Here is a 20,337-nt window from a genome sequence, read left to right as displayed (position 1 = left end):
CCTGCCCCCGGTTATCGCGACGTTTCTGCACCAGACCGGGGCAGGTTTCAATCGCACCTCGCTGACAGGCGATTGCGTTTTGCGGCGAAGCCTATACAAAATAAGCCACAAAGAGTTATGTGCGGGCCTGAAACGGGCGGAGGCTCATGCGACTGACGTGTCCAAACTGTGGTGCCGAGTACGAAGTGCCGGACGAGGTGATCCCGACTTCGGGACGCGATGTCCAGTGCTCGAATTGTGGTGACACCTGGTATCAGTATCACCCGGACCACATGCCCGAAGAGGACACGGACGAGGACGACCTGTCATCGCCCGACCTGTCCGCAGCACGGCAGGAGCCCGCGCCCGACGACACGCCCGAGGACGACCCCGAGACCTTCGAATTCACCGACACCGCCCCCGAGGATGCGGAGGACGAGGTCGAGCCGGACGAAGCCTTCGACGAAGACTTCGATGAGGATGAGGACGACGACGAGGATGTCGGCCCGCCGCCCGATCATCCGGCCCCGCGCCGCCGGGCGCTGGACCCGGCCGTGCAGTCGATCCTGCGCGAAGAGGCCGAATACGAAGAACGTGCGCGGGGCCAGGATCCGCTGGAAAGCCAGCCCGATCTTGGTCTGGGCGAGCCCGAGCAACCGCCCCGCCCCGCGACCGAAAGCCTGCGCGTCAAACCCGGAGAGCTGATCCACGACGATACGCCGGCCGAACCGGTCCGCCCGGGGATGGTCGAGGGGGCCGCAGCCGCCGCGTCGTCACGGCGCAACCTGCTGCCCGATATCGAGGAAATCAACTCGTCCCTGCGCCGCAAGGGCGACACGATGAAGACCGGTCCGCGCGCGGCCCAGACGGCGGCGCGTCAGGCGCGACGCGGAACGCAGCGCGGGTTCATTTCGGTGCTGATCATTCTGGCGGTCGGCGCGACCCTTTACCTGCAGGCCCCGGCCATCGGGAAGGCGCTGCCGGTGCTGGGCCCGATGATGAACACCTACGTGGATGTCATTGATCGTGGCCGGTCCTGGCTGGATCGTCAGGCGGCGTCGCTCGCGGCCAAGCTGGACGACATGGCGGGCGACGCGGACAGGCAGCCCGCCCCGACCGAATAAGGCTTCGGATCTTCAGAACCGTTCGAGCAGCCGCTTGAGGTAGTCGCGTTCGACCTCGGGCCGGTCGCCATCGCCGGACCGGCGGCGCAACTCCTGTTCCAGTTCAAGCGCACGGCGATAGACGTCACGGTCCTGCAGCATGTCCTGCTGGCTGCCCATTTCGCCGTTGGTGCCGGCCTGGCGGCCAAGCGGATCGTTGCGTTCGCCACCCTGGTTGCCCTGCGCCTGACCCTGTTGACCCGCGCGCTGGCGCTGTTCTTCGGCCATGGCTTCGCCCATGTTGCGCAGACCTTCACGCAGGGCCTCCATCGCGTCGGACTGCTGGTCGATTGCCTCGGCTAGGTCGTTGTCGCGCAGCGCATCCTCGGCGCCTTGCATCGACCGTTCGGCCCGTTCCAGCGCCTCGCGGGCGGCCTCTCCGGCCTCGCCGCTCATGCCCGGCAGGTTGCCGCGCTGGCGGTTCAGTTCGTTGCGCAGCGCCTGCTGACGCCCGGCCAGGTCGCCTTCAAGCGACCCGTCGCCACCGCCGCCGGGTTGCCCCTGTTGCTGGCCCTGGCCCTGCTGCTGGCTTTGCTGGTTGCCCTGGCCCTGCCCTTCCTGCTGGCCTTCGCCCTGTCGCTGACCCTGGGCCCCCTGGCCATGCTGCTGGCCCCGGCCCTGGTTGCCGTCACGGCCTTCGTTCTGCGCATTGTCGCCACGGTTGGCGTTCGGGTTGAACTGTTCCTGCAGGTCGCGGAAGGCCTGGTCCGACAGACCCTGCTGTTCGCGCAGGGTTTCCGACAGTCCTTCCATCGCCTGCTGACCCGGCGATTGCTGCTGACCGCCCTGGCCCTGGGTGACGCGCATGTTCTCCATCATCCGCTGAAGCTCTTCCAGCGCCTGGTGCGCCTCGGCCATGCGGCCCTGTTCCATCAGCTCCTGGATGCGGTCCATCATCGCCTGCAGGTCGTCCTGGCTCAGGCGCATCGCGTTTTCCATCTGCTCGGCCGACAGCTCTTCGCCCATCTGGCCTTCTTCTGCCGCCTCACGCGACAGCTGGCGCATGTAGTCCTGGGTGGCGTCGCGCAATTCCTGCATGAGCCGGGCGATTTCCTCGTCCGAGGCACCGTTCTTCATCGCTTCGGACAGGCGTTCCTGCGCGCGCTGCATCCGTTCGCGGGCGTCATCCAGATCGCCGTCCTCGATCAGCAGGGCCAGATCCCACAGGGCCTGCGACAGGTCCGTGACCTGTTCATCGGTCAGGGACGCATACTGCGTGATCGTGTCCATCCGGCGCAGCAGCACGCGCATCCGCAGATAGGCGGTCTCGCTTCGGAACAGCCCCTCGGGCTGCCAGGAGATCGCCTTCATCACCTGCACGATGCGCCGGTCGTTGTCGCGGTTCCAAAGCAGGTCGCGACGCTGTTCGATCAGCGCGGCGGCCAGCGGGTCGAAGAACCGGCGCGACGACAGACGCGTTTCGAACGGCGCGGACTGGCCCGACTGCCCGGCAGCATCCGTGGCGGTCAGCGTGATCGTGACCGGCATGTTGGCCCAGGGGTGCTGCGACAGATCCTCGATCAGCTCCTGCGTGAACAGCGTGCGGTCGCCCGCGATCGGCAGCGGCATGACCAGCCGGATCGGATCGCGCGGTTCGGGATCGCGGGTCAGGCCATAGCGGCGGTCGACCGCATCAAGGTTCAGCGTGATGACCGCCTCTCCGCCTTCGACGCCGAAATCATCCTCGGCCCGGAAGGGCAGCTTGAATTCGCCCCGGATCGAAGCCTCGGCCTCGCCGGTGATCTCGACGCGCGGGGGGGCGTCGCGGGATAGCAAGACCTGCCAGGCCTCGCCGCCCGGGCCGGTGATGGCCAGCGTGCCGTCCTGCGTCATCTCGTAGCTTTGCGCCGGGGCGGTCGGATCTTCGACCGCCGCGCCGACGCTTTGGTCGACCGACAGCGCGCCGACTTCGCCATATAGCCGCAGGGTCGCCTTGGATCCTTTCGGCACCTCGATCGTGCCGTCCAGATCGGCGAGGTACAGGACCGGCAGACCGGTATAAAGCGGCGGTTCGATCCAGCCTTCCCAGGCCGGTCCCGCCGCCAGCGCCGCACCACCGCCTGGGGCCATGCCCGCAACGGTCCCGACGCGCCAGAACGATCCGAAAAGCGCCGCGACCATGAACACCGTCAGTGCCACGAACCGCAGCCCGAAGACATCGCGGTTCGACACGCGCAGGTCAGGCTCGACCGCTTTCGCACTGCGGGCCCGATCGGCCATCCGCGCCTGGTGCGCCCGCCACAGCCCTTCGGATCCGAAATCGCCCGCGCCGATCGTCTGGCTGTCGCGCAGCGCCTGCAGGGGGCGTCCGCGTAGCGAGGCATCCAGACGTCCGATCGCCTCGTCCCGGCCGGGCCAGCGGAACCGCATGGCCCCGCGCAGCAGCGCCCCAATGGCAAGTACCGCCAGAGCCGCGCCCATGCCCCAGACGACCTCGACCGGCACCATGTCCTGCACGCCCAGCATCAGCAGCGCCAGCGTGAAGATCAACACCGACCAGAGCGGCCAGAAGGCGCGCGCCAGCCGTTCGGCCACCAGCCCCGCATGGGTCAGCATCAGGGGCCGCGAAATGCGACGGAGGGTTTCGGTGAAGAGGCTGCGGTCGGTCATCAAGCTCCTCGTGGCGCGGACGGGGATCGTCCTAGAGCCACGAAGGTAGCGTATCGCGGTTTATCATCTCGTCAAAGCTTGGACGCGGGCGGATGACAGCGAATTGATCCTCGTGCACCAGAACCTCGGGAATAAGCGGGCGAGAGTTGTATTCGCTGCTCATTACCGCGCCATAGGCCCCGGCAGAGCGGAAGGCGACCAGGTCCCCTTCGGCCAGCGGCGGCATCATCCGTTGCTTGGCAAAGGTGTCGCCGGATTCGCAAACCGGGCCCACGATGTCATAGGGCTGGTATTCGAAGCCGGGGGCGGGTTCGATGACCGGGATGATGTCGTGATGCGCGTCGTACATGGCCGGGCGGATCAGGTCGTTCATCGCCCCGTCGAGGATCAGGAAGTCGCGCCCTTCACCCGATTTCACGTAGACCACCTTGCTGACCATGATGCCCGCGTTGCCCGCGACCAGACGGCCCGGCTCGATCTCGATCTCGCAGCCCTTGTCGCCCAGTTCCTCGCGGATCAGGTTGCCGTAATCCATCGGAAGCGGCGGCGCCTCGTTGCCGCGGGTGTAGGGGATGCCCAGCCCGCCGCCCAGATCCAGCCGCTGGATGTCGTGCCCGTCGGCCCGCAGCACGTCGGTCAGTTCCCCCACCTTGCGGAAGGCGAGTCGGTAGGGTTCCAGATCGGTCAGCTGTGACCCGATATGGACGTCGATGCCCACGGCCCTGAGGCCCGGCAGCTTCGCCACACGGGCATAGACTTCGCGGGCGCGGGAAATCGGGATGCCGAACTTGTTCTCGGACTTGCCGGTCGCGATCTTGGCGTGGGTCTTGGCGTCGACGTCCGGGTTCACCCGCACGGTCACCGGGGCCACGACGCCCATGTCCAGCGCGACACGGTTCAGCCGCTCCATCTCGGGCTCGGACTCCAGGTTGAACTGACGGATGCCGCCGGACAACGCCGCACGCATCTCCTCCTCGGTCTTGCCGACGCCCGAAAAGACGATCCTGTCGCCCGGAACGCCCGCTGCGATGGCCCGCGCGTATTCACCGCCCGACACCACGTCCATCCCCGCCCCGCAGGCCGCCAGCGTCTTCAGGATCGCCTGGTTCGACGCCGCCTTCATCGCATAGCAGACCATGTGCGGCCCCCAGGCGAGCGCTTCGTCAAAGAGCTTGAAGTGGCGGGTCAGGGTCGCGGTGGAATACAGGTAGAACGGCGTGCCGACCTGGGCCGCGATGTCGGCCACGGGAACGTCTTCGGCGTAAAGCGCGCCGTCGCGATAGAGGAAATGGTCCATCAGGAAGCTCGTGTTCGAAGGAAAAGATAAAGCGGCAGGCCACAGCTGACGCCGATCAGAAATGTCGCCGGTATGGCGACAAGGGCCGACCAGTTGCGGCGCACGTAGACCTCGGCCAGGATCCAGACCGTCAGCGCCACCGCGGCGATCACCAGATCCCAGGCCAGCCCCGCGACCGCGCCATTGGCCGTCCAGGCGGCAAGAAGGCCACCCAGCCCCTGCCCCGTCTCGGACACCCACCCCAGCATCAGCGACATGGGATGCACCGCCCCCCAGATCGCCAGCCCGAGATAGAGCATCCGCAGGCTGGACATCAGAAGATCACGCCAACGCGGGCCGACCCGCTGACGGTGACTTTGGGTGCGTCACGCTCTGCGCCCGGTTTTTCCGGCTCGCCGTCGACGCCGCAGGCCGCGACCAGTGCCACGAAGAAGGCAAAGCCGATCAGCACGATGACCCGCATCACGCCAGAACCTCGCGCCAGCGGGCGACCTGTTCGCGCACCCGCGTGGGCGCAGTGCCGCCGTAGGACATGCGCGAGGCAACCGAATTGTGCACGCCCAGCACGCCGAAGACCTCGTCCGTGATCTTGTCATGGACCGACTGCATGTCGGCCAACGTCAGGTCCGGCAGGTCGCAGCCGCGCTTTTCGGCCATGGCGACCAGCGATCCGGTCACATGGTGCGCATCGCGGAACGGCATGTTCAGCGCCCGCACCAGCCAGTCGGCCAGGTCCGTCGCGGTCGAGAAGCCCGAGCCTGCCGCGGCCTCGAGCGACGCCCGGTTGGCGGTCATGTCCGACACCATCCCGGTCATCGCGGCCAGCGCCAGCATCAGGTTGTCGGCAGCGTCAAAGACCTGTTCCTTGTCTTCCTGCATGTCCTTGGAATAGGCCAGCGGCAGCCCCTTCATCACCATGGTCAGCGCGACATTCGCCCCGAAGATCCGGCCGATCTTGGCGCGGATCAGCTCGGCCGCGTCGGGGTTCTTCTTCTGCGGCATGATCGACGACCCGGTCGAGAACCGGTCGCTGAGGGTGACGAAGCGGAACTGGGCCGAGGACCAGATCACCAGCTCTTCGGCCATGCGGGACAGATGCATCGCGCAGATGGTCGACGCGCCCAGGAACTCCAGAGCAAAGTCCCGGTCGGACACCGCATCCAGCGAGTTCGCCATCGGCCGGTCAAATCCAAGCGCTTCGGCCGTCATCTGCCGGTCGATCGGGAAGGACGTGCCGGCCAGCGCCGCGGCACCAAGCGGAGATTCGTTCATCCGCACCCGCGCATCGCGGAACCGCGACAGATCCCGCGCGAACATCTCGACATAGGCCATCATGTGGTGGCCCCAGGTGACGGGCTGCGCGGTCTGCAGGTGCGTGAACCCGGGCATGACCCAATCGGCCCCGGCCTCGGCCTGATCCAGCAGCGCCGCCATCAGCGCCTGCAGGCCATCTATCGCCGCATCCACCTGATCGCGCACCCAAAGCCGGAAATCCGTCGCCACCTGATCATTGCGCGACCGCCCGGTGTGCAGACGCCCCGCCGGTTCACCGATGACCTCTTTGAGCCGGGCCTCGACGTTCATGTGGATGTCTTCCAGCGCGGTGGAAAAGGCGAACTTGCCCTCTTCGATCTCTGACAAGATCGTGAGAAGCCCTTCCCTCATCGCCTCGGCATCCTTATCCGAAACGATACCAGTTGCGGCCAGCATGGCGGCATGGGCGCGCGATCCCGCGATGTCCTGCGCTGCCATACGCTGATCGAACCCGATGGAGGCATTGATCGCCTCCATGATAGCATCGGGTCCGGCGGCGAAACGGCCACCCCACATCTGGTTCGAAGTCTTGTCGGTCATTTGCACCCGCCCGGAGGAATTATGAGAAACTGGCTCACCGCGCTCCTTTATACGGGGTTGATCCTCACTGCAAACGTCGCCGCCGCCGACGGTATCGCCGATCTGCGCGACGGCGACATGAAGAAACTGGCCGTGCACGAGGCCCCCAAGGCGTTTCAGGACGCGCAGTTCGACGCTGCCGACGGCAAGATCAGCCTGGCAGAATATCGCGGCCAGGTGGTTCTGGTGAACTTCTGGGCGATCTGGTGCGCCCCCTGCCGCGAGGAAATGCCGACGCTCTCTGCCCTGCAGGACGCCTACGGAGGCGAGGATTTCGCCGTCGTCACCGTGGCGACCGGCCCCAATGCGACACCCGCCATCGACAAGTTTTTCGACGACATCGGGGTGAACAACCTGCCGAAATACCTGGACAAACAGGCAGCCCTGGGTCGGGGCAACGGCGTGCTGGGCCTGCCCGTGTCCGTCCTGCTGAACCGCGAGGGACAGGAAGTGGCCCGGCTGACCGGCACCGCCGACTGGGCGTCTGACAGCGCCCGCGCCATCATCGAGGCGATGATCAACGACATGGAAAGCTGAGGGATCTTTTCGGTTTCTTAACGACTGCGCGCGACACTTCCCGCATCAGGAGCGGGGGCTGCCATGCAGGAAACCGGGAACAGGCGACTTGAGGATATCACGACCGATCAGCGGGACCCGCTGAGCTTTGCCGTCGCCGCCCGCGATGCCAGGGTCGAAGACATGGTGGATGCGGCCCTGCGGCACCGGCACGTGGCCCTCGCCTTCCAGCCGATCGTGCCCGCAGGCAATCCCGCGAACGTTGCCTTCTACGAGGGGCTGATTCGGATTTACGACGAAACCGGGCGCTTCATCCCCGCCGGAGATTTCATCCACGCCGTCGAACAGACGGAAATCGGCCGCCGTATCGACACCGTTGCGCTGGACCTGGGCCTGCGCGAACTGGCCCGCCGCCCGGACCTGCGGCTGGCCATCAACATGTCCGCCCGATCGATCGGATATCCGCCGTGGATGCGGATCCTGCGCAAACGGCTGATGGGCGATCCGACCGTCGGGGAACGGCTGATCCTCGAGATCACCGAAAGCTCGGCCATGCTGATCCCGGAACTGGTGACCAGCTTCATGTCCGACATGCGGCGGCACGGTATCGGCTTTGCGTTGGATGATTTCGGGGCGGGCTATACCTCGTTCCGCTACCTCAGGAATTTCCTCTTCGACGTGCTGAAGATCGACGGCCAGTTCATCCAGGGCGTCGCGACCAATGCGGACAACCAGGTCCTGTCCAGCGCCCTGATCGCCATCGCGCAGCAGATGGACATGCTGACAATCGCCGAACAGGTCGAAAACGCCGCCGATGCGAAGTGGCTGGTCGAGGCCGGGGTGGATTGCCTGCAGGGCTACTACTTCGCCGCCCCCACGGTGCACCCCCCGTGGGAGGAGACGAAGCGCGCCACCGGAACCTGAGCGCCCGGCACCACCGATTTTGCGGCACTGCAGCACGTTGAGATTCGCCGCGATTTGCGTTAGGTCACCTGCATGGAGGCGTGGGGGGAGAATCTCCTGCGTCAAAATAGTGGAGGACCACACATGACCAATGTCGTCATCGCATCCGCAGCGCGTACGCCCGTCGGATCCTTTCTCGGCTCTTTTGCAACCACCCCGGCACATGACCTTGGCGCAACCGTTCTGGCAGAACTGGTGAAGCGCGCAGGCATCGATGCCGCGGACGTTTCCGAAACCATTCTCGGCCAGGTGCTGACCGGCGGTCAGGGGCAAAACCCGGCCCGTCAGGCGCATATCAACGCAGGCCTGCCCGAAGCCTCCGCCGCCTGGGGCATCAACCAGGTCTGCGGTTCGGGCCTCCGCGCCGTCGCCCTTGCCGCCCAGCACATCCAGCTTGGCGATGCCTCCATCGTGGCCGCCGGCGGCCAGGAAAGCATGTCTCTCTCGCCCCACGTCGCGCACCTGCGCGCGGGCCACAAGATGGGCGACGTCAAGTACATCGACTCGATGATCAAGGACGGTCTGTGGGATGCCTTCAACGGCTACCACATGGGCCAGACCGCTGAAAACGTTGCTGAAAAGTGGCAGATCAGCCGCGACCAGCAGGACGAATTCGCCGTCCAGTCGCAGAACAAGGCCGAAGCCGCGCAAAAGGCCGGCAAGTTCGCCGACGAAATAGTCCCCTTCACCGTCAAGACCCGCAAGGGCGAAACGGTCGTGGATCAGGACGAATACATCCGCCACGGCGCGACCATCGACGCCATGCAGAAACTGCGCCCTGCCTTCACCAAGGACGGTACCGTGACTGCGGCCAACGCGTCGGGCATCAACGATGGCGCAGCCGGTGCCCTGCTGATGTCCGCGGATGAGGCCGAAAAGCGCGGCATCGAACCGCTGGCCCGCATCGTCAGCTACGCAACCGCCGGCCTCGACCCCAAGATCATGGGCGTCGGTCCGATCTACGCGTCCCGCAAGGCGCTTGAGAAGGCAGGCTGGAAGGCCACTGATCTCGATCTGGTCGAGGCGAACGAAGCCTTCGCCGCACAGGCCTGCGCGGTGAACAAGGACATGGGCTGGGATCCGTCGATCGTGAACGTGAACGGCGGCGCCATCGCCATTGGCCACCCGATCGGCGCATCCGGCGCGCGCGTGCTGAACACCCTGCTTTTCGAGATGAAGCGGCGCGGCGCCAAGAAAGGCCTCGCCACGCTGTGCATCGGCGGCGGCATGGGCGTCGCGATGTGTGTCGAACGCCCGTAAATTCGGCAGCTTCACAAAACATACGCAAGCGAAGGGTACCTGAAAAGGTGCCCTTCTTTGCTTTCCACTGCCCTATGGTAAGCCGGGGGTGCGACAAAGAATCAGAGCCAAGAGGCAAAATTCATCGCGCAACAATGTTGCGCAGCACGACCTAAATGAGTAACAGGATTACCTGAAGACATTCCGGAGGAGACATAATGGCACGGACAGCACTGGTCACCGGAGGGTCGCGCGGCATCGGCGCGGCAATCTCCAAGGCACTGAAAGACGCAGGGTATCAGGTGGCCGCCACCTATGCCGGCAATGACGAGGCCGCGGCCAAGTTCACCGAGGAAACCGGCATCAAGACCTACAAGTGGAACGCCGCAGACTATGCGGCCTCCAAGGAGGGCATCGCCAAGGTCGAAGCCGAGGTCGGCCCGATCGACGTGGTGGTCGCCAACGCGGGCATCACCCGCGACGCGCCCTTCCACAAGATGACGCCGGAACAGTGGAAAGAGGTTGTCGACACCAACCTCACCGGCGTCTTCAACACCGTCCACCCCTGCTGGCCCGGCATGCGCGAACGGGGCTTTGGCCGCGTGGTCGTGATCTCTTCGATCAACGGACAGAAGGGCCAGTTCGGCCAGGTGAACTATGCCGCGACCAAGGCGGGTGACCTGGGCATCGTGAAATCCCTCGCGCAGGAAGGCGCGGCCAAGGGCATCACGGCCAACGCCATCTGCCCCGGCTACATCGCCACCGACATGGTCATGGCCGTGCCCGAAAAGGTGCGCGAAGCCATCATCGGCCAGATCCCGACCGGCCGCCTGGGCGAGCCCGAGGAAATCGCGCGCTGCGTGGTCTTCCTGGCGTCCGACGATGCGGGCTTCATCAACGGGTCGACCATCACGGCAAACGGCGGTCAGTTCTTCGTCTGATCCCAAGCCACGATGATACGAGGGCCGGGGTCATCCCGGCCCTTTTCATGTGCGCAGCCCGCCATTGACCCGGCCCGGGCGGTCGCGCACAACCCGCGCATGACACGATCCCGCGCCACCGCCATCGGCTTCACCGCAGTCCTCCTTTGGGCTCTGCTTGCGCTGTTCACCGTGGGCAGCGCCCCGGTCCCGCCCCTGCAGCTGAACGCCATGTGCTTTGCCGTCGGAGGTACGATCGGCCTGATCTGGGCCACCGCGACCGGTCAGCTGTCGGCCTTGCGCCGCGTGCCACTTCCCGCCTTTGCGCTTGGGACGATCGGGCTCTTTGGCTACCACGCATTGTATTTCGCCGCGCTGCGCAACGCGCCTCCCGCTCAGGCCGGGCTGATCGCCTATCTCTGGCCCCTGCTGATCGTGCTGTTCTCGGGGCTTCTGCCGGGCGAGAGCCTGCGCCCCGGACACCTGATCGGCGCCTTGGCGGGCTTTGCCGGGGCGGCGCTGATCATTCTGGGCGGCAAGGGGGGCTTCGCGGCGGAACACATGACCGGTTATGCGCTGGCCGTGGCCTGCGCGCTGACCTGGTCCGGCTATTCGGTGCTGTCGCGTCGGTTTGGCACGGTTCCGACGGCGGCGGTCGCGCTGTTCTGCGTGGTCACGGCGGTCCTGTCGGCCGTCCTGCACCTTCTACTGGAAGAAACAACTCAACCAGAAGGCGTCATCGGATGGGCCGCGATCCTGGGCCTCGGGCTTGGTCCCGTGGGGCTGGCGTTCTACACTTGGGATGTCGGGGTCAAGCGGGGCGACATCCAGATTCTCGGTGTGGCATCCTATGCCGCACCGCTGTTATCGACGCTGATCCTGGTGGTCGCAGGCATAGCCGAGCCAACGGCCCGGCTTGCCCTTGCAACCATACTCATTACCGGTGGCGCGACCCTTGCGGCCCGCGCCAGTTTGCGCAGATCCCCTGCCCCGAAGGTCAGTGGGTCAGGCGGGCAATCTCTTCCTTGAGTCGCAGTTTCTGCTTTTTCATCTGGGTTATCTCGGTCTGAGACACACCCGGCGACCGCTGCGCATGTTCCACGGCGGTCGAGAGGGATTGGTGCTTTTTCTTCAGTTCTTCCAGATGCGAACTCAAGCTCATTGTCGTCTCCTCTCTGTTGGCGATAACGAAAGTGGACCACAGTTTTACAAATCTGTCACGCTGCAGTCGCGAGAGTTTGCCGACATGGTTTCCCCAAGGTGAATGATTAACCCATATTAATCGGCATACCGTCCCTGAGAATGCCAGTCGCCTCAGGGGTATAGTCTTCCTGGTCGGTGTCATGTGCGGCCCCGTCGTGCACAACCAGACCGGGCAGAAGACGGAAGGCCGCGCGGCCGTTTTTCCGCCCCCGAAGAAGGAAAAGTTGCGGATCGCGGCCTTCGCGGGGAATCAGTGGAAAAAGTTCGACCGATCCAAGACAGGATGTGAAAGCCGTCAGAAGATCCGGCAGGCGTTCGATCCGCTGGATGAAGCTTACGTAGCCGCGCGGCGCACAGCGGCGCGCCGCGACCGCGACCCACTCTGACAGCGGCACATCTTCTCCATGCGCGCCTTCGCGGGCGGCGTTCCCGGCGGCAACGCTTTGATCGCGCCGGAAATAGGGCGGGTTGGCAATGACATGGTCGAACTGGCGCTGCTTCAGCTTGGTCGGCATGTCGGCCAGGTCGCCCTCGATCACCTCGAAGTCCTGCCCGTTCTCGCCTGCGTTCCGGCGGGCCAGGTCGGCATAAAGCGCCTGGCGTTCCAGTCCGACCAGCCGCAGCCCCGGCACCCGCGCCCCGAGGCACAGCGCCGCAGCCCCCGCCCCGCATCCCAGGTCCAGAACGCTCTGCCCCGTCCGGGCCGGCACGCTGGCGGCCAGGAACACCGGATCGACACCGGCGCGATAGCCTGCCTTCGGCTGCCACAATGCGACCCGACCGCCGAGGATACGGTCCAGAGTCACAGGCGTTTCGGTCATTCCGACACCTCGATCCCGTTGTCGGTCAGGCAGCGCGCAGCCCGGTCGAAATCATCCGACCGGACCATCAGGCGACGGGGAAAAATACCGATCGATCCTTCGAGGACGCTCATGTTTACGTCCATTTCAAAGCAGTCTATACCCTCGCCCCGTAGCAGCGCTTGCGCGAAGGCCATGTCAGCCATGTTGGTGGTCCGCAGGAGCTGTTTCATGATCGGGACTTAGGCACTGGGGCCCGACATGTCGAGATATCTGGCAAGGGATCACGCGCTTGGACCTCCCCGTGGACAAACCTCATGAGGCAATTGCCACACTGCTGGCCGATGATCTGACGGCCGTGAATGCCTTGATCCGCGACCGCATGGCCTCGCGCCACGCCCCGCGCATCCCCGAAGTGACCGCGCATCTGGTCGAAGCCGGCGGCAAGCGCATCCGGCCGATGCTGACCCTCGCCGCCGCACGGCTAAGCGGCTATGACGGCCCCTGGCACGTGCATCTGGCCGCGACGGTCGAATTCATCCACACCGCGACCCTGCTGCACGACGACGTGGTGGACGAAAGCCGCCAGCGCCGCGGCCGTCCGACCGCCAACCTGTTGTGGGACAACAAGTCTTCGGTTCTGGTCGGGGATTACCTGTTCGCTCGCGCCTTTCAGCTGATGGTCGAACCGGGCAACCTGCGCGTGCTCAACATCCTGTCCGACGCCGCCGCCACCATCGCCGAGGGCGAAGTGCTGCAACTGACCGCCGCGCAGGATCTGAAGACCACAGAAGAGATCTATCTGCAGGTCGTCCGGGGCAAGACCGCCGCGCTGTTTTCCGCCGCGACCGAGGCCGGCGGCGTCATCGCCGGGGCATCCGAGGATCAGGTGCAGGCGCTGTTCACCTATGGCGACGCGCTTGGCATCGCGTTTCAGATGGCGGACGATCTGCTCGACTGGCAGGGCGACGCGGCGCAGACCGGCAAGAACGTCGGCGACGATTTCCGCGAACGCAAGCTGACCCTGCCGCTGATCCGTGCGATTGCCGACGCCGACGCGGACGAACGCGCCTTCTGGACCCGCACGATCGAGAAGGGCAAGCAGGAGGACGCGGATCTGGCGACCGCGCGCGCGCTGCTCGACAAGCATGGCGCGCTGGAGAGCACCCGTGCCACGGCGCTTGGCTGGGCCGACACGGCCAAGGACGCGCTGCGCGCCCTGCCCGACCACCAGCTGACCGGGCTGCTGTCGGACCTGGCCGATTACGTAGTGGCCCGCCTGCGCTGACGGCGCGGGCAACGCCCTGAATTCGCCCCTAGGCCCCCTCCGCCATTGACCGCAGCGTCCCCTTGCGGCAAGTCAAGGCGCGCGGCCCGCAGAGGCCGAAGGGAAAGGGACGCCATGACACGCATCGACGCCACGTTTGACCGCCTTCGCGCCGAGGGAAAGAAGGCCTTCGTGGCCTATGTCATGGCCGGCGATCCCGACGAGGCCAGATCGATGGAGATCTTCCGCGCCCTGCCCGGCGCCGGCGTCGACATCATCGAACTGGGCGTGCCCTTCACCGACCCGATGGCCGACGGCCCGACGATCCAGCTGGCCGGCCAACGCGCCCTGGCCGCAGGCATGACCCTGCGCAAGACGCTCGCCATGGCGGCCGAGTTCCGCAAGACCGACAACACCACCCCAATCGTGCTGATGGGCTATTACAACCCGATCTTCTCGATCGGCGTCGACACCTTCCTGAGCGAGGCGAAGGCCGCGGGCATCGACGGGCTGATCGTGGTGGACCTGCCCCCCGAGGAAGACGACGAACTGTGCATCCCGGCGCAGGCGGCAGGCCTGAACTTCATCCGCCTCGCCACGCCGACGACGGACGACAAGCGCTTGCCCAAGGTGCTCGAGAACACATCCGGGTTCGTCTATTACGTCTCGATCACCGGCATCACCGGATCGGCCGAGGCGCAGGCCGTCGACGTCGCCCCCGAGGTCACCCGCATCAAGGCGCAGACCGACCTGCCGATCATCGTCGGCTTCGGCATCCGCACCCCCGACACCGCACGGGCCATCGCGGCCGTGGCGGACGGCTGCGTGGTGGGATCGGCCATCGTCAGCGAAATCGCCCAGGGCCGGTCGACCGAAGAGGTCGCGGCCTATGTCAAATCGCTGGCCGACGGCGCGCACAGCGCCTGAGGTCACAGCCCCTCTATTGCCGCCCCTTTCCCCGGTTGCTAAACCTTTGCAACCACTGGGAAGGGGAGGTCACCATGCCCGTCATCACCTGCATCGACGATCTGAAGCGCCTGCATAAGCGCCGGACGCCGAAGATGTTCTACGATTACTGCGAAAGCGGGTCCTGGACGGAACAGACCTTCCGCGAAAACACCACCGATTTCGAAGACATCCGCCTGCGCCAGCGCGTGGCCGTCGACATGACCGGCCGCACGCTTGAGACCGAGATGATCGGCCAGAAGGTCGCCATGCCCGTGGCCCTGGCCCCGGTCGGGCTGACGGGCATGCAGCGCGCGGATGGTGAGATCAAGGCCGCCAAGGCCGCCGAAAAGTTCGGCGTGCCCTTCACCCTGTCGACCATGTCGATCTGTTCGATCGAAGACGTGGCCGAACACACCTCAAGGCCCTTCTGGTTCCAGCTTTATACCATGAAGGATCAGGACTATCTCAAGCGGCTGATCCAGCGGGCCAAGGACGCCAAGTGTTCGGCCCTGGTCGTGACGCTTGACCTGCAGATCCTCGGCCAGCGGCACAAGGACCTGAAGAACGGCCTGTCCGCCCCGCCAAAACTGACCGCCGCCGTCATCGCCGACCTCATGACCAAGTGGACCTGGGGGATCGAGATGCTGCAGACCAAGCGTCGGCAGTTCGGCAATATCGTCGGCCACGTGAAAGGGGTCGAAGACACCTCGCGCCTCGGCGAATGGACGGCGCAGCAGTTCGACCCCGCGCTCGACTGGCGCAAGATCGAAGAGATCAAGGCGCTGTGGGGCGGTCCGGTCATCCTCAAGGGGATCCTCGACCCCGAGGACGCGGTGATGGCCAAGAAGGTCGGCTGCGATGCCATCGTCGTGTCGAACCACGGCGGGCGGCAGCAGGACGGCGCGCTGTCGTCGATCCGCGCGCTCGATCCGATCATGCAGGCGGTCGGGGACGATCTGGAGGTCCACCTCGACAGCGGCATCCGGTCGGGTCAGGACGTGCTCAAGGCGATCGCCATGGGCGCCAAGGGCACCTACATCGGCCGCGCCTTCATCCATGGGCTGGGCGCGCAGGGCGAGGCTGGCGTGACCCGGGCGCTCGAGGTCATCCGCAACGAGCTGGACATCTCGATGGCCTTCACCGGCCAGCGCGACATCAAGAACGTCACCCGCGACAGCATCCTGGTCCCCGAAGGGTTTTCCGGCACCTGGGTGTGATTGAAAAACCAGCAATGCCTAAAATTGACGCCAAATCGCGTCCCTTTTGAAGGGGCGCGATTTTACTTTGCCGCTGCGCATGCTATATCTTGGGGATAAGCAAGAAGAACGTGACGGCAGTTCACCCCATGATGCACTACTTCAAGTCCGCCTGGAGCGGATACGTCCAGCCTATGCTGCAGCGCCCAAAGCGCCTGCAGGTGGCGGCGCTGTGCTTTCGCGGGTCGGGCGACACGACGCAGGTTCTTCTCGTCACCAGCCGGGGCACCGGGCGCTGGATCATTCCCAAGGGCTGGCCGATGACCGGCAAGACCTCGGCCGAGGCCGCGCTGCAGGAAGCCTGGGAAGAAGCGGGCGTCGAAGGCGGCACCTGCAACGGGCGCATCATGGGCAGCTACACCTATGAAAAGCGCAAGAAAGACGGCTGGAGCATGACAGTCGAAACGCTTGTCTACGCGGTCGCCGTGGACGACGTTTGCGACAGCTACCCCGAAGCCGACCAGCGCCGCCGCACCTGGGTCACCCCGCAGCAGGCCGCCACCATGGTGGACGAACCTGAACTGCAACAGATCCTTATGGCCTTCGACCCCGACAACATCCCCGGTTGAATTAAGACGGTCTGACCGTTACCTAGCCCTCCACTTGCGCAGGGGGAAGCCATGGCCCGTTCGGACGACGAAATCAGACACCTCGACACGCTGGACCGCGACCTGGGCCGGATGTCGAACATCGAACTGGCGTCAGCTTATGTCTCGCGCCCGCTGGTCGGGCCGGGGATCTCGTTTCTCTTCATCGTCTTTGCCGGGCTGATCGCGCTTCTGTTCTTCGGGCAGACGTCGCACACGCTGGTCGTCGTCATCGCCGCCGCCTTTGGCGCCTACATGGCGTTGAACATCGGCGCGAACGACGTCGCCAACAACATGGGCCCGGCGGTCGGGGCCAATGCGCTGACCATGGGCGGGGCGATCCTGATCGCCGCCATCTTCGAAAGCGCCGGCGCGCTGATCGCGGGCGGGGACGTGGTCAAGACCATCGCCAAGGGCATCATCGACCCCACCTCAATGGGCACGGCCGAGGTCTTTATCTGGGCGATGATGGCGGCGCTGCTGTCCTCGGCGCTTTGGGTCAACCTTGCCACATGGGTCGGCGCGCCGGTGTCGACGACGCATTCCGTCGTGGGCGGCGTGATGGGCGCGGGCATCGCCTCGGCCGGGTTCGCGGCGGTCAGCTGGGGCACCATGGGCGCCATCGCCATGAGCTGGGTGATCTCTCCGGTCCTCGGCGGGCTGGTCGCGGCCGGGTTCCTGTGGTTCATCAAGTCGAACATCATCTACCGCGACGACAAGATCGCGGCGGCGCGCAGATGGGTGCCGGTGCTGGTCGGCATCATGGCCGGGGTGTTCGCCACCTACCTGGCGCTCAAGGGCCTCAAGCAGCTGATCAAGATCGACCTGGCCACCGCGATCATCATCGGCGCAGTCACCGGCATCGCTGTCTGGTTGCTGATGATCCCGGTGATCCGCCGTCAGTCGCGCGGGCTGGAAAACCGCAACAAGTCGCTGAAGGTGCTGTTCGGCATTCCGCTTGTCGTCTCGGCGGCGCTGTTGTCCTTTGCCCATGGCGCCAACGACGTGGCCAATGCCGTCGGCCCGCTGGCCGCCATCGTCCAGGCCACCAGCGTCGGAGACTTCACCCACGCCGTGCAGATCCCCTTCTGGGTCATGCTGATCGGCGCCTTCGGGATTTCCTTCGGCCTGTTCCTCTTCGGGCCCAAGCTGATCCGCGTGGTCGGCAGCCAGATCACCAAGCTGAACCCGATGCGCGCCTACTGCGTGGCGCTCTCGGCGGCGATCACCGTGATCGTGGCCAGCTGGCTGGGCCTGCCGGTGTCCTCGACCCATATCGCCGTCGGCGCGGTCTTCGGCGTGGGCTTCTTCCGCGAATGGGACGCCGAACGCCGGTTGCGCCGCGCGCGCACCGCCGTGCCCGACCGCCCCGCCCTGTCGGTCGAGGAACGCCGCCGCCGCAAGCTGGTGCGCCGGTCGCATTTCATGACGATCATCGCCGCCTGGATCATCACCGTGCCGGCCGCCGCCCTGTTGTCGGCCGTGATCTTCAAGGTGATCAGCGCCGTCGCAAGCTGACCTGCCCTAGTCGCCCGTCGCCAGCGCCAGCCCGTCGACCACGGCCGTGAAGGCTTCGGCCCGGCTGATCCGGGCGGCGGGGCAGATCTGCGTCATGACGTCGGACACCACGCCCATCAGACTAGACCCGCCGACAAGGATCACATGGTCCACCCCGGCGGGCGGCACCGCCGCAAGGCTCAGCGTGTCATAGACCGCCCGGATCAGCTCTTCGCGCGCCTGCCCAAGCGCTGCGTTCATCGAGCCCGTGGTCACCGGCACGGATAGCCCGGCCTCGACCAGACCCAGCCCGATCTCGCCCCGCGGGCCGCCGTTGGCCGCGATCTTGCCCGCTTCGACCGCGAAGGCGACGTCATGACCCAGCTCGTCGCGCAGCACCGATTGCAGGCGGGCCAGCCGGGGGCGATCGACCGCATGGGCGACCAGGTCATCGACCATCCGCCGCACCTCGGCCGTGTAGAGAAACGGGATCATCGCCCAGGTCGCCAGGTCGACATAGATCGCCCGGGGCACGGGCAGCAGCCCGTCGGCCAGCGTGCGCGTCAGCTGCCCGCCCAGACCGAACTCGGGCATGACATGCGCCAGAGAGATCGCCTGGTCGAAATCCGTCCCGCCCAGCCGCACCCCGTGGCTGGCCAGCACCTCGATCGCCGCCCCGCGCCGAAACAGCGTGAAGTCCGAGGTGCCGCCGCCGATGTCGACGATCAGCCCGGTTTCGCCATTCGGGCCCTGGCTGGCCCGGGCGGCGGCTTCGGGTTCGGGCAGGAAATCGACCGTTTCGAACCCGGCGGCGCGGTAACAGGCCCGCAGGTCCGCCTCGGCCTGCGCGTCCTTCTCGGGATCGTTGGTGTGAAAATGAACCGGACGGCCCGACAGCACCCGCGTGAACCGCTGGCCCGTCTGCGCCTCGGCCCGGTCCTTCAACACGGACAGGAAGGCCGTGATCACCTCGGAGAGCGACCGCCGCTTGCCACCGATCAGCCGGGCCTCGTGCAACAGCGGCGTGCCCAGCACGGATTTGAGCGCACGCATGTACCGCCCCTCTTCCCCGTCGATCAGCGCCTCGGCCGCGCCCTGCCCGATCCGCATTGCGCCGCGTGGAGGGAAGAACACGGCCGTGGGCAAGGTATCCGCCCCCGCCTCGATCGACAGCCGCCGCACCGCGCCGCCGTCGAGCACCGCCGCCGCCGTGTTCGAGGTTCCGAAATCCACCGCCAGAACCGCCATCGCCCATCTCCGCCTGTCCTAAAGATGCCGCGCCTACACCACCCCTTGACCTCGCGCAACATCCCCCTTCTTCTGGTCCCAAATACCTCTGTCGGAGACATCGGCCCGTCCACCGGGCGGGACGACCCCCGCGCCAGTCCACCCCGCTTGCCGGGCCCCGGGCCATTTACCCCTTCCCATCCCCCCAGAATCCGTGTAAGCGCGCGACTTCACGCGGACATACAGCCTTGGAGGATGTCCGCCCCAACTTATGGAGAATAGACTGATGGCTGGAGAAATTCCTGATCTCGTAGCCCAGGAACGTGCGGGGACGGGCAAGGGCGCCGCTCGCGCAGCGCGTCGCGCTGGCATGGTTCCGGGTGTTGTGTACGGTGGCGACAAGGATCCGCTTGCGATCCAGATCCCGTTCAACGACCTGCTGAAAAAGCTGAAGGCCGGCCGGTTCCTGGCCACCCTGTGGAACCTGAAGGTCGAAGGCCAGGAAGACGTCCGCGTCATCTGCCGCGGCGTTCAGCGTGACGTCGTCAAGGATCTGCCGACCCACCTCGACCTGATGCGCCTGCGCCGCACCAGCCGTGTGAACCTGCACATCCCCGTTGAGTTCATCAACGAAGACAAGTGCCCCGGCATCAAGAAGGGCGGCGTTCTGACCGTCGTTCGCGCCGACGTGGACCTGAACGTGCTGGCAGGCGACATCCCGGACCACATCACCGTGGACCTGGAAGGCCTGAACGTCGGTGACACCATCACCATTTCCGCCGTCACCCTGCCCGAGGGCGTGAAGCCGGTGATCGAACGTGACTTCGTGATCGCCAACATCACCGCTCCGTCCGGCCTGCGCGCCAGCGACGACGAGGTGGAAGAGACCGAAGCGACCGAACAGGACGCCGATCCGGAAGCATAAGCTTCCCGATGATGCGAATTCGAACGGCCCTGCCTTGTGCGGGGCCG

21 protein-coding genes are annotated in these 20,337 nt (G+C 65.8%); 12 read left to right on the top strand and 9 right to left on the bottom strand.

Annotation, left to right across the window (positions count from 1 at the left end; all coding sequences use genetic code 11):
• The first annotated feature begins 146 nt into the window (after window positions 1-146).
• Window positions 147-1,103: a zinc-ribbon domain-containing protein gene (locus E4S58_RS12010; RefSeq protein ID WP_136636629.1), complete on the top strand. Its 957-nt coding sequence runs from the start codon at window positions 147-149 to the stop codon at window positions 1,101-1,103.
• Window positions 1,104-1,115: 12 nt separating this feature from the next.
• On the opposite strand, the gene E4S58_RS12005 is transcribed toward E4S58_RS12010, so the two are convergent.
• From E4S58_RS12005 to argH, 5 genes are read right to left on the bottom strand one after another with little or no spacing between them, the layout of a single operon-like run.
• Window positions 1,116-3,752, bottom strand: coding sequence for a TIGR02302 family protein (locus E4S58_RS12005; protein ID WP_136636628.1), 2,637 nt, complete (start codon window positions 3,750-3,752; stop codon window positions 1,116-1,118).
• A 31-nt stretch (window positions 3,753-3,783) separates the two neighbouring features.
• Entirely contained in the window at window positions 3,784-5,049 is a 1,266-nt protein-coding gene (gene lysA, locus E4S58_RS12000) for a diaminopimelate decarboxylase (protein ID WP_136636627.1), read from the bottom strand.
• The gene (locus E4S58_RS11995) at window positions 5,049-5,363 is read right to left on the bottom strand and encodes a DUF2834 domain-containing protein (protein WP_136636626.1); all 315 of its coding nucleotides are present in this window, start codon (window positions 5,361-5,363) and stop codon (window positions 5,049-5,051) included. The genes lysA and E4S58_RS11995 overlap by 1 nt, the downstream gene beginning before the upstream one ends.
• The gene (locus tag E4S58_RS17905; protein ID WP_169052661.1) at window positions 5,363-5,512 is read right to left on the bottom strand and encodes a hypothetical protein; all 150 of its coding nucleotides are present in this window, start codon (window positions 5,510-5,512) and stop codon (window positions 5,363-5,365) included. Before E4S58_RS17905 ends, E4S58_RS11995 begins: the two co-directional genes overlap by 1 nt.
• Window positions 5,512-6,903 (bottom strand): argininosuccinate lyase, encoded by a 1,392-nt coding sequence (gene argH, locus E4S58_RS11990; protein ID WP_136636625.1) that lies wholly within the window; start codon window positions 6,901-6,903, stop codon window positions 5,512-5,514. The genes E4S58_RS17905 and argH overlap by 1 nt, the downstream gene beginning before the upstream one ends.
• A 21-nt stretch (window positions 6,904-6,924) precedes the next feature.
• Here argH and E4S58_RS11985 point away from each other — a divergent pair, with 21 nt between their 5' ends.
• The 5 genes from E4S58_RS11985 (at window position 6,925) to yddG (ending at window position 11,609) form a co-directional block, all read left to right on the top strand.
• On the top strand, window positions 6,925-7,479 hold the full coding sequence (locus E4S58_RS11985) for a TlpA disulfide reductase family protein (protein WP_136636624.1): 555 nt from the start codon (window positions 6,925-6,927) through the stop codon (window positions 7,477-7,479).
• Window positions 7,480-7,542: 63 nt separating this feature from the next.
• Window positions 7,543-8,382, top strand: coding sequence for an EAL domain-containing protein (locus E4S58_RS11980; RefSeq protein ID WP_136636623.1), 840 nt, complete (start codon window positions 7,543-7,545; stop codon window positions 8,380-8,382).
• Between the two features lie 123 nt (window positions 8,383-8,505).
• Entirely contained in the window at window positions 8,506-9,681 is a 1,176-nt protein-coding gene (locus tag E4S58_RS11975; RefSeq protein WP_136636622.1) for an acetyl-CoA C-acetyltransferase, read from the top strand.
• A 197-nt stretch (window positions 9,682-9,878) separates the two neighbouring features.
• On the top strand, window positions 9,879-10,601 hold the full coding sequence (gene phbB / locus E4S58_RS11970) for an acetoacetyl-CoA reductase (protein ID WP_136636621.1): 723 nt from the start codon (window positions 9,879-9,881) through the stop codon (window positions 10,599-10,601).
• 99 nt (window positions 10,602-10,700) lie between these two features.
• The gene (yddG, locus tag E4S58_RS11965; RefSeq protein ID WP_136636620.1) at window positions 10,701-11,609 is read left to right on the top strand and encodes an aromatic amino acid exporter YddG; all 909 of its coding nucleotides are present in this window, start codon (window positions 10,701-10,703) and stop codon (window positions 11,607-11,609) included.
• Here yddG and E4S58_RS11960 read toward each other — a convergent pair.
• The 3 genes from E4S58_RS11960 to E4S58_RS11950 form a co-directional block, all read right to left on the bottom strand.
• A complete protein-coding gene (locus tag E4S58_RS11960; RefSeq protein WP_136636619.1) occupies window positions 11,578-11,742 on the bottom strand; it encodes a YdcH family protein in 165 nt (54 codons plus the stop codon). The genes yddG and E4S58_RS11960 overlap by 32 nt on opposite strands.
• A gap of 106 nt (window positions 11,743-11,848) precedes the next feature.
• A complete protein-coding gene (locus E4S58_RS11955; RefSeq protein ID WP_136636618.1) occupies window positions 11,849-12,604 on the bottom strand; it encodes a tRNA1(Val) (adenine(37)-N6)-methyltransferase in 756 nt (251 codons plus the stop codon).
• Entirely contained in the window at window positions 12,601-12,816 is a 216-nt protein-coding gene (locus E4S58_RS11950; protein ID WP_136636617.1) for a putative signal transducing protein, read from the bottom strand. The genes E4S58_RS11955 and E4S58_RS11950 overlap by 4 nt, the downstream gene beginning before the upstream one ends.
• A 59-nt stretch (window positions 12,817-12,875) precedes the next feature.
• Between E4S58_RS11950 and E4S58_RS11945 the strand changes: the two genes are divergently transcribed.
• The 5 genes from E4S58_RS11945 to E4S58_RS11925 all read left to right on the top strand — a co-directional run bounded on the left by E4S58_RS11945 (window position 12,876) and on the right by E4S58_RS11925 (window position 18,159).
• Window positions 12,876-13,871: a polyprenyl synthetase family protein gene (locus E4S58_RS11945; RefSeq protein ID WP_136636616.1), complete on the top strand. Its 996-nt coding sequence runs from the start codon at window positions 12,876-12,878 to the stop codon at window positions 13,869-13,871.
• 114 nt (window positions 13,872-13,985) lie between these two features.
• Window positions 13,986-14,777 (top strand): tryptophan synthase subunit alpha, encoded by a 792-nt coding sequence (gene trpA, locus E4S58_RS11940; protein WP_136636615.1) that lies wholly within the window; start codon window positions 13,986-13,988, stop codon window positions 14,775-14,777.
• Between the two features lie 74 nt (window positions 14,778-14,851).
• Complete coding sequence (locus tag E4S58_RS11935; protein WP_136636614.1) at window positions 14,852-16,015, top strand: alpha-hydroxy acid oxidase; 1,164 nt, start codon at window positions 14,852-14,854, stop codon at window positions 16,013-16,015.
• 128 nt (window positions 16,016-16,143) lie between these two features.
• Complete coding sequence (locus tag E4S58_RS11930; protein ID WP_136636613.1) at window positions 16,144-16,623, top strand: NUDIX hydrolase; 480 nt, start codon at window positions 16,144-16,146, stop codon at window positions 16,621-16,623.
• A 51-nt stretch (window positions 16,624-16,674) separates the two neighbouring features.
• Window positions 16,675-18,159: an inorganic phosphate transporter gene (locus E4S58_RS11925; RefSeq protein WP_136636612.1), complete on the top strand. Its 1,485-nt coding sequence runs from the start codon at window positions 16,675-16,677 to the stop codon at window positions 18,157-18,159.
• A gap of 6 nt (window positions 18,160-18,165) precedes the next feature.
• Here the strand turns inward: E4S58_RS11925 and E4S58_RS11920 are convergent, their stop codons facing one another.
• Window positions 18,166-19,386, bottom strand: coding sequence for an Hsp70 family protein (locus tag E4S58_RS11920; protein ID WP_136636611.1), 1,221 nt, complete (start codon window positions 19,384-19,386; stop codon window positions 18,166-18,168).
• A 265-nt stretch (window positions 19,387-19,651) separates the two neighbouring features.
• Between E4S58_RS11920 and E4S58_RS11915 the strand changes: the two genes are divergently transcribed.
• Complete coding sequence (locus tag E4S58_RS11915; protein WP_136636610.1) at window positions 19,652-20,290, top strand: 50S ribosomal protein L25/general stress protein Ctc; 639 nt, start codon at window positions 19,652-19,654, stop codon at window positions 20,288-20,290.
• The last annotated feature ends 47 nt before the right edge of the window (window positions 20,291-20,337 follow it).

Source organism: Pseudooceanicola onchidii (assembly GCF_004959925.1).
Classification (GTDB): domain Bacteria; phylum Pseudomonadota; class Alphaproteobacteria; order Rhodobacterales; family Rhodobacteraceae; genus Pseudooceanicola; species Pseudooceanicola onchidii.
Note: the sequence above shows the minus strand (reverse complement) of the source record. Positions and strands in the feature narration are given on the sequence as shown.

Coding starts and splice junctions, on each gene's coding strand:
- E4S58_RS12010 (WP_136636629.1), top strand. CDS start 147: ATGCGACTGACGTGTCCAAACTGTGGTGCCGAGTACGAAGTGCCGGAC.
- E4S58_RS12005 (WP_136636628.1), bottom strand. CDS start 3,752: ATGACCGACCGCAGCCTCTTCACCGAAACCCTCCGTCGCATTTCGCGG.
- lysA (WP_136636627.1), bottom strand. CDS start 5,049: ATGGACCATTTCCTCTATCGCGACGGCGCGCTTTACGCCGAAGACGTT.
- E4S58_RS11995 (WP_136636626.1), bottom strand. CDS start 5,363: ATGTCCAGCCTGCGGATGCTCTATCTCGGGCTGGCGATCTGGGGGGCG.
- E4S58_RS17905 (WP_169052661.1), bottom strand. CDS start 5,512: ATGCGGGTCATCGTGCTGATCGGCTTTGCCTTCTTCGTGGCACTGGTC.
- argH (WP_136636625.1), bottom strand. CDS start 6,903: ATGACCGACAAGACTTCGAACCAGATGTGGGGTGGCCGTTTCGCCGCC.
- E4S58_RS11985 (WP_136636624.1), top strand. CDS start 6,925: ATGAGAAACTGGCTCACCGCGCTCCTTTATACGGGGTTGATCCTCACT.
- E4S58_RS11980 (WP_136636623.1), top strand. CDS start 7,543: ATGCAGGAAACCGGGAACAGGCGACTTGAGGATATCACGACCGATCAG.
- E4S58_RS11975 (WP_136636622.1), top strand. CDS start 8,506: ATGACCAATGTCGTCATCGCATCCGCAGCGCGTACGCCCGTCGGATCC.
- phbB (WP_136636621.1), top strand. CDS start 9,879: ATGGCACGGACAGCACTGGTCACCGGAGGGTCGCGCGGCATCGGCGCG.
- yddG (WP_136636620.1), top strand. CDS start 10,701: ATGACACGATCCCGCGCCACCGCCATCGGCTTCACCGCAGTCCTCCTT.
- E4S58_RS11960 (WP_136636619.1), bottom strand. CDS start 11,742: ATGAGCTTGAGTTCGCATCTGGAAGAACTGAAGAAAAAGCACCAATCC.
- E4S58_RS11955 (WP_136636618.1), bottom strand. CDS start 12,604: ATGACCGAAACGCCTGTGACTCTGGACCGTATCCTCGGCGGTCGGGTC.
- E4S58_RS11950 (WP_136636617.1), bottom strand. CDS start 12,816: ATGAAACAGCTCCTGCGGACCACCAACATGGCTGACATGGCCTTCGCG.
- trpA (WP_136636615.1), top strand. CDS start 13,986: ATGACACGCATCGACGCCACGTTTGACCGCCTTCGCGCCGAGGGAAAG.
- E4S58_RS11935 (WP_136636614.1), top strand. CDS start 14,852: ATGCCCGTCATCACCTGCATCGACGATCTGAAGCGCCTGCATAAGCGC.
- E4S58_RS11930 (WP_136636613.1), top strand. CDS start 16,144: ATGATGCACTACTTCAAGTCCGCCTGGAGCGGATACGTCCAGCCTATG.
- E4S58_RS11925 (WP_136636612.1), top strand. CDS start 16,675: ATGGCCCGTTCGGACGACGAAATCAGACACCTCGACACGCTGGACCGC.
- E4S58_RS11920 (WP_136636611.1), bottom strand. CDS start 19,386: ATGGCGGTTCTGGCGGTGGATTTCGGAACCTCGAACACGGCGGCGGCG.
- E4S58_RS11915 (WP_136636610.1), top strand. CDS start 19,652: ATGGCTGGAGAAATTCCTGATCTCGTAGCCCAGGAACGTGCGGGGACG.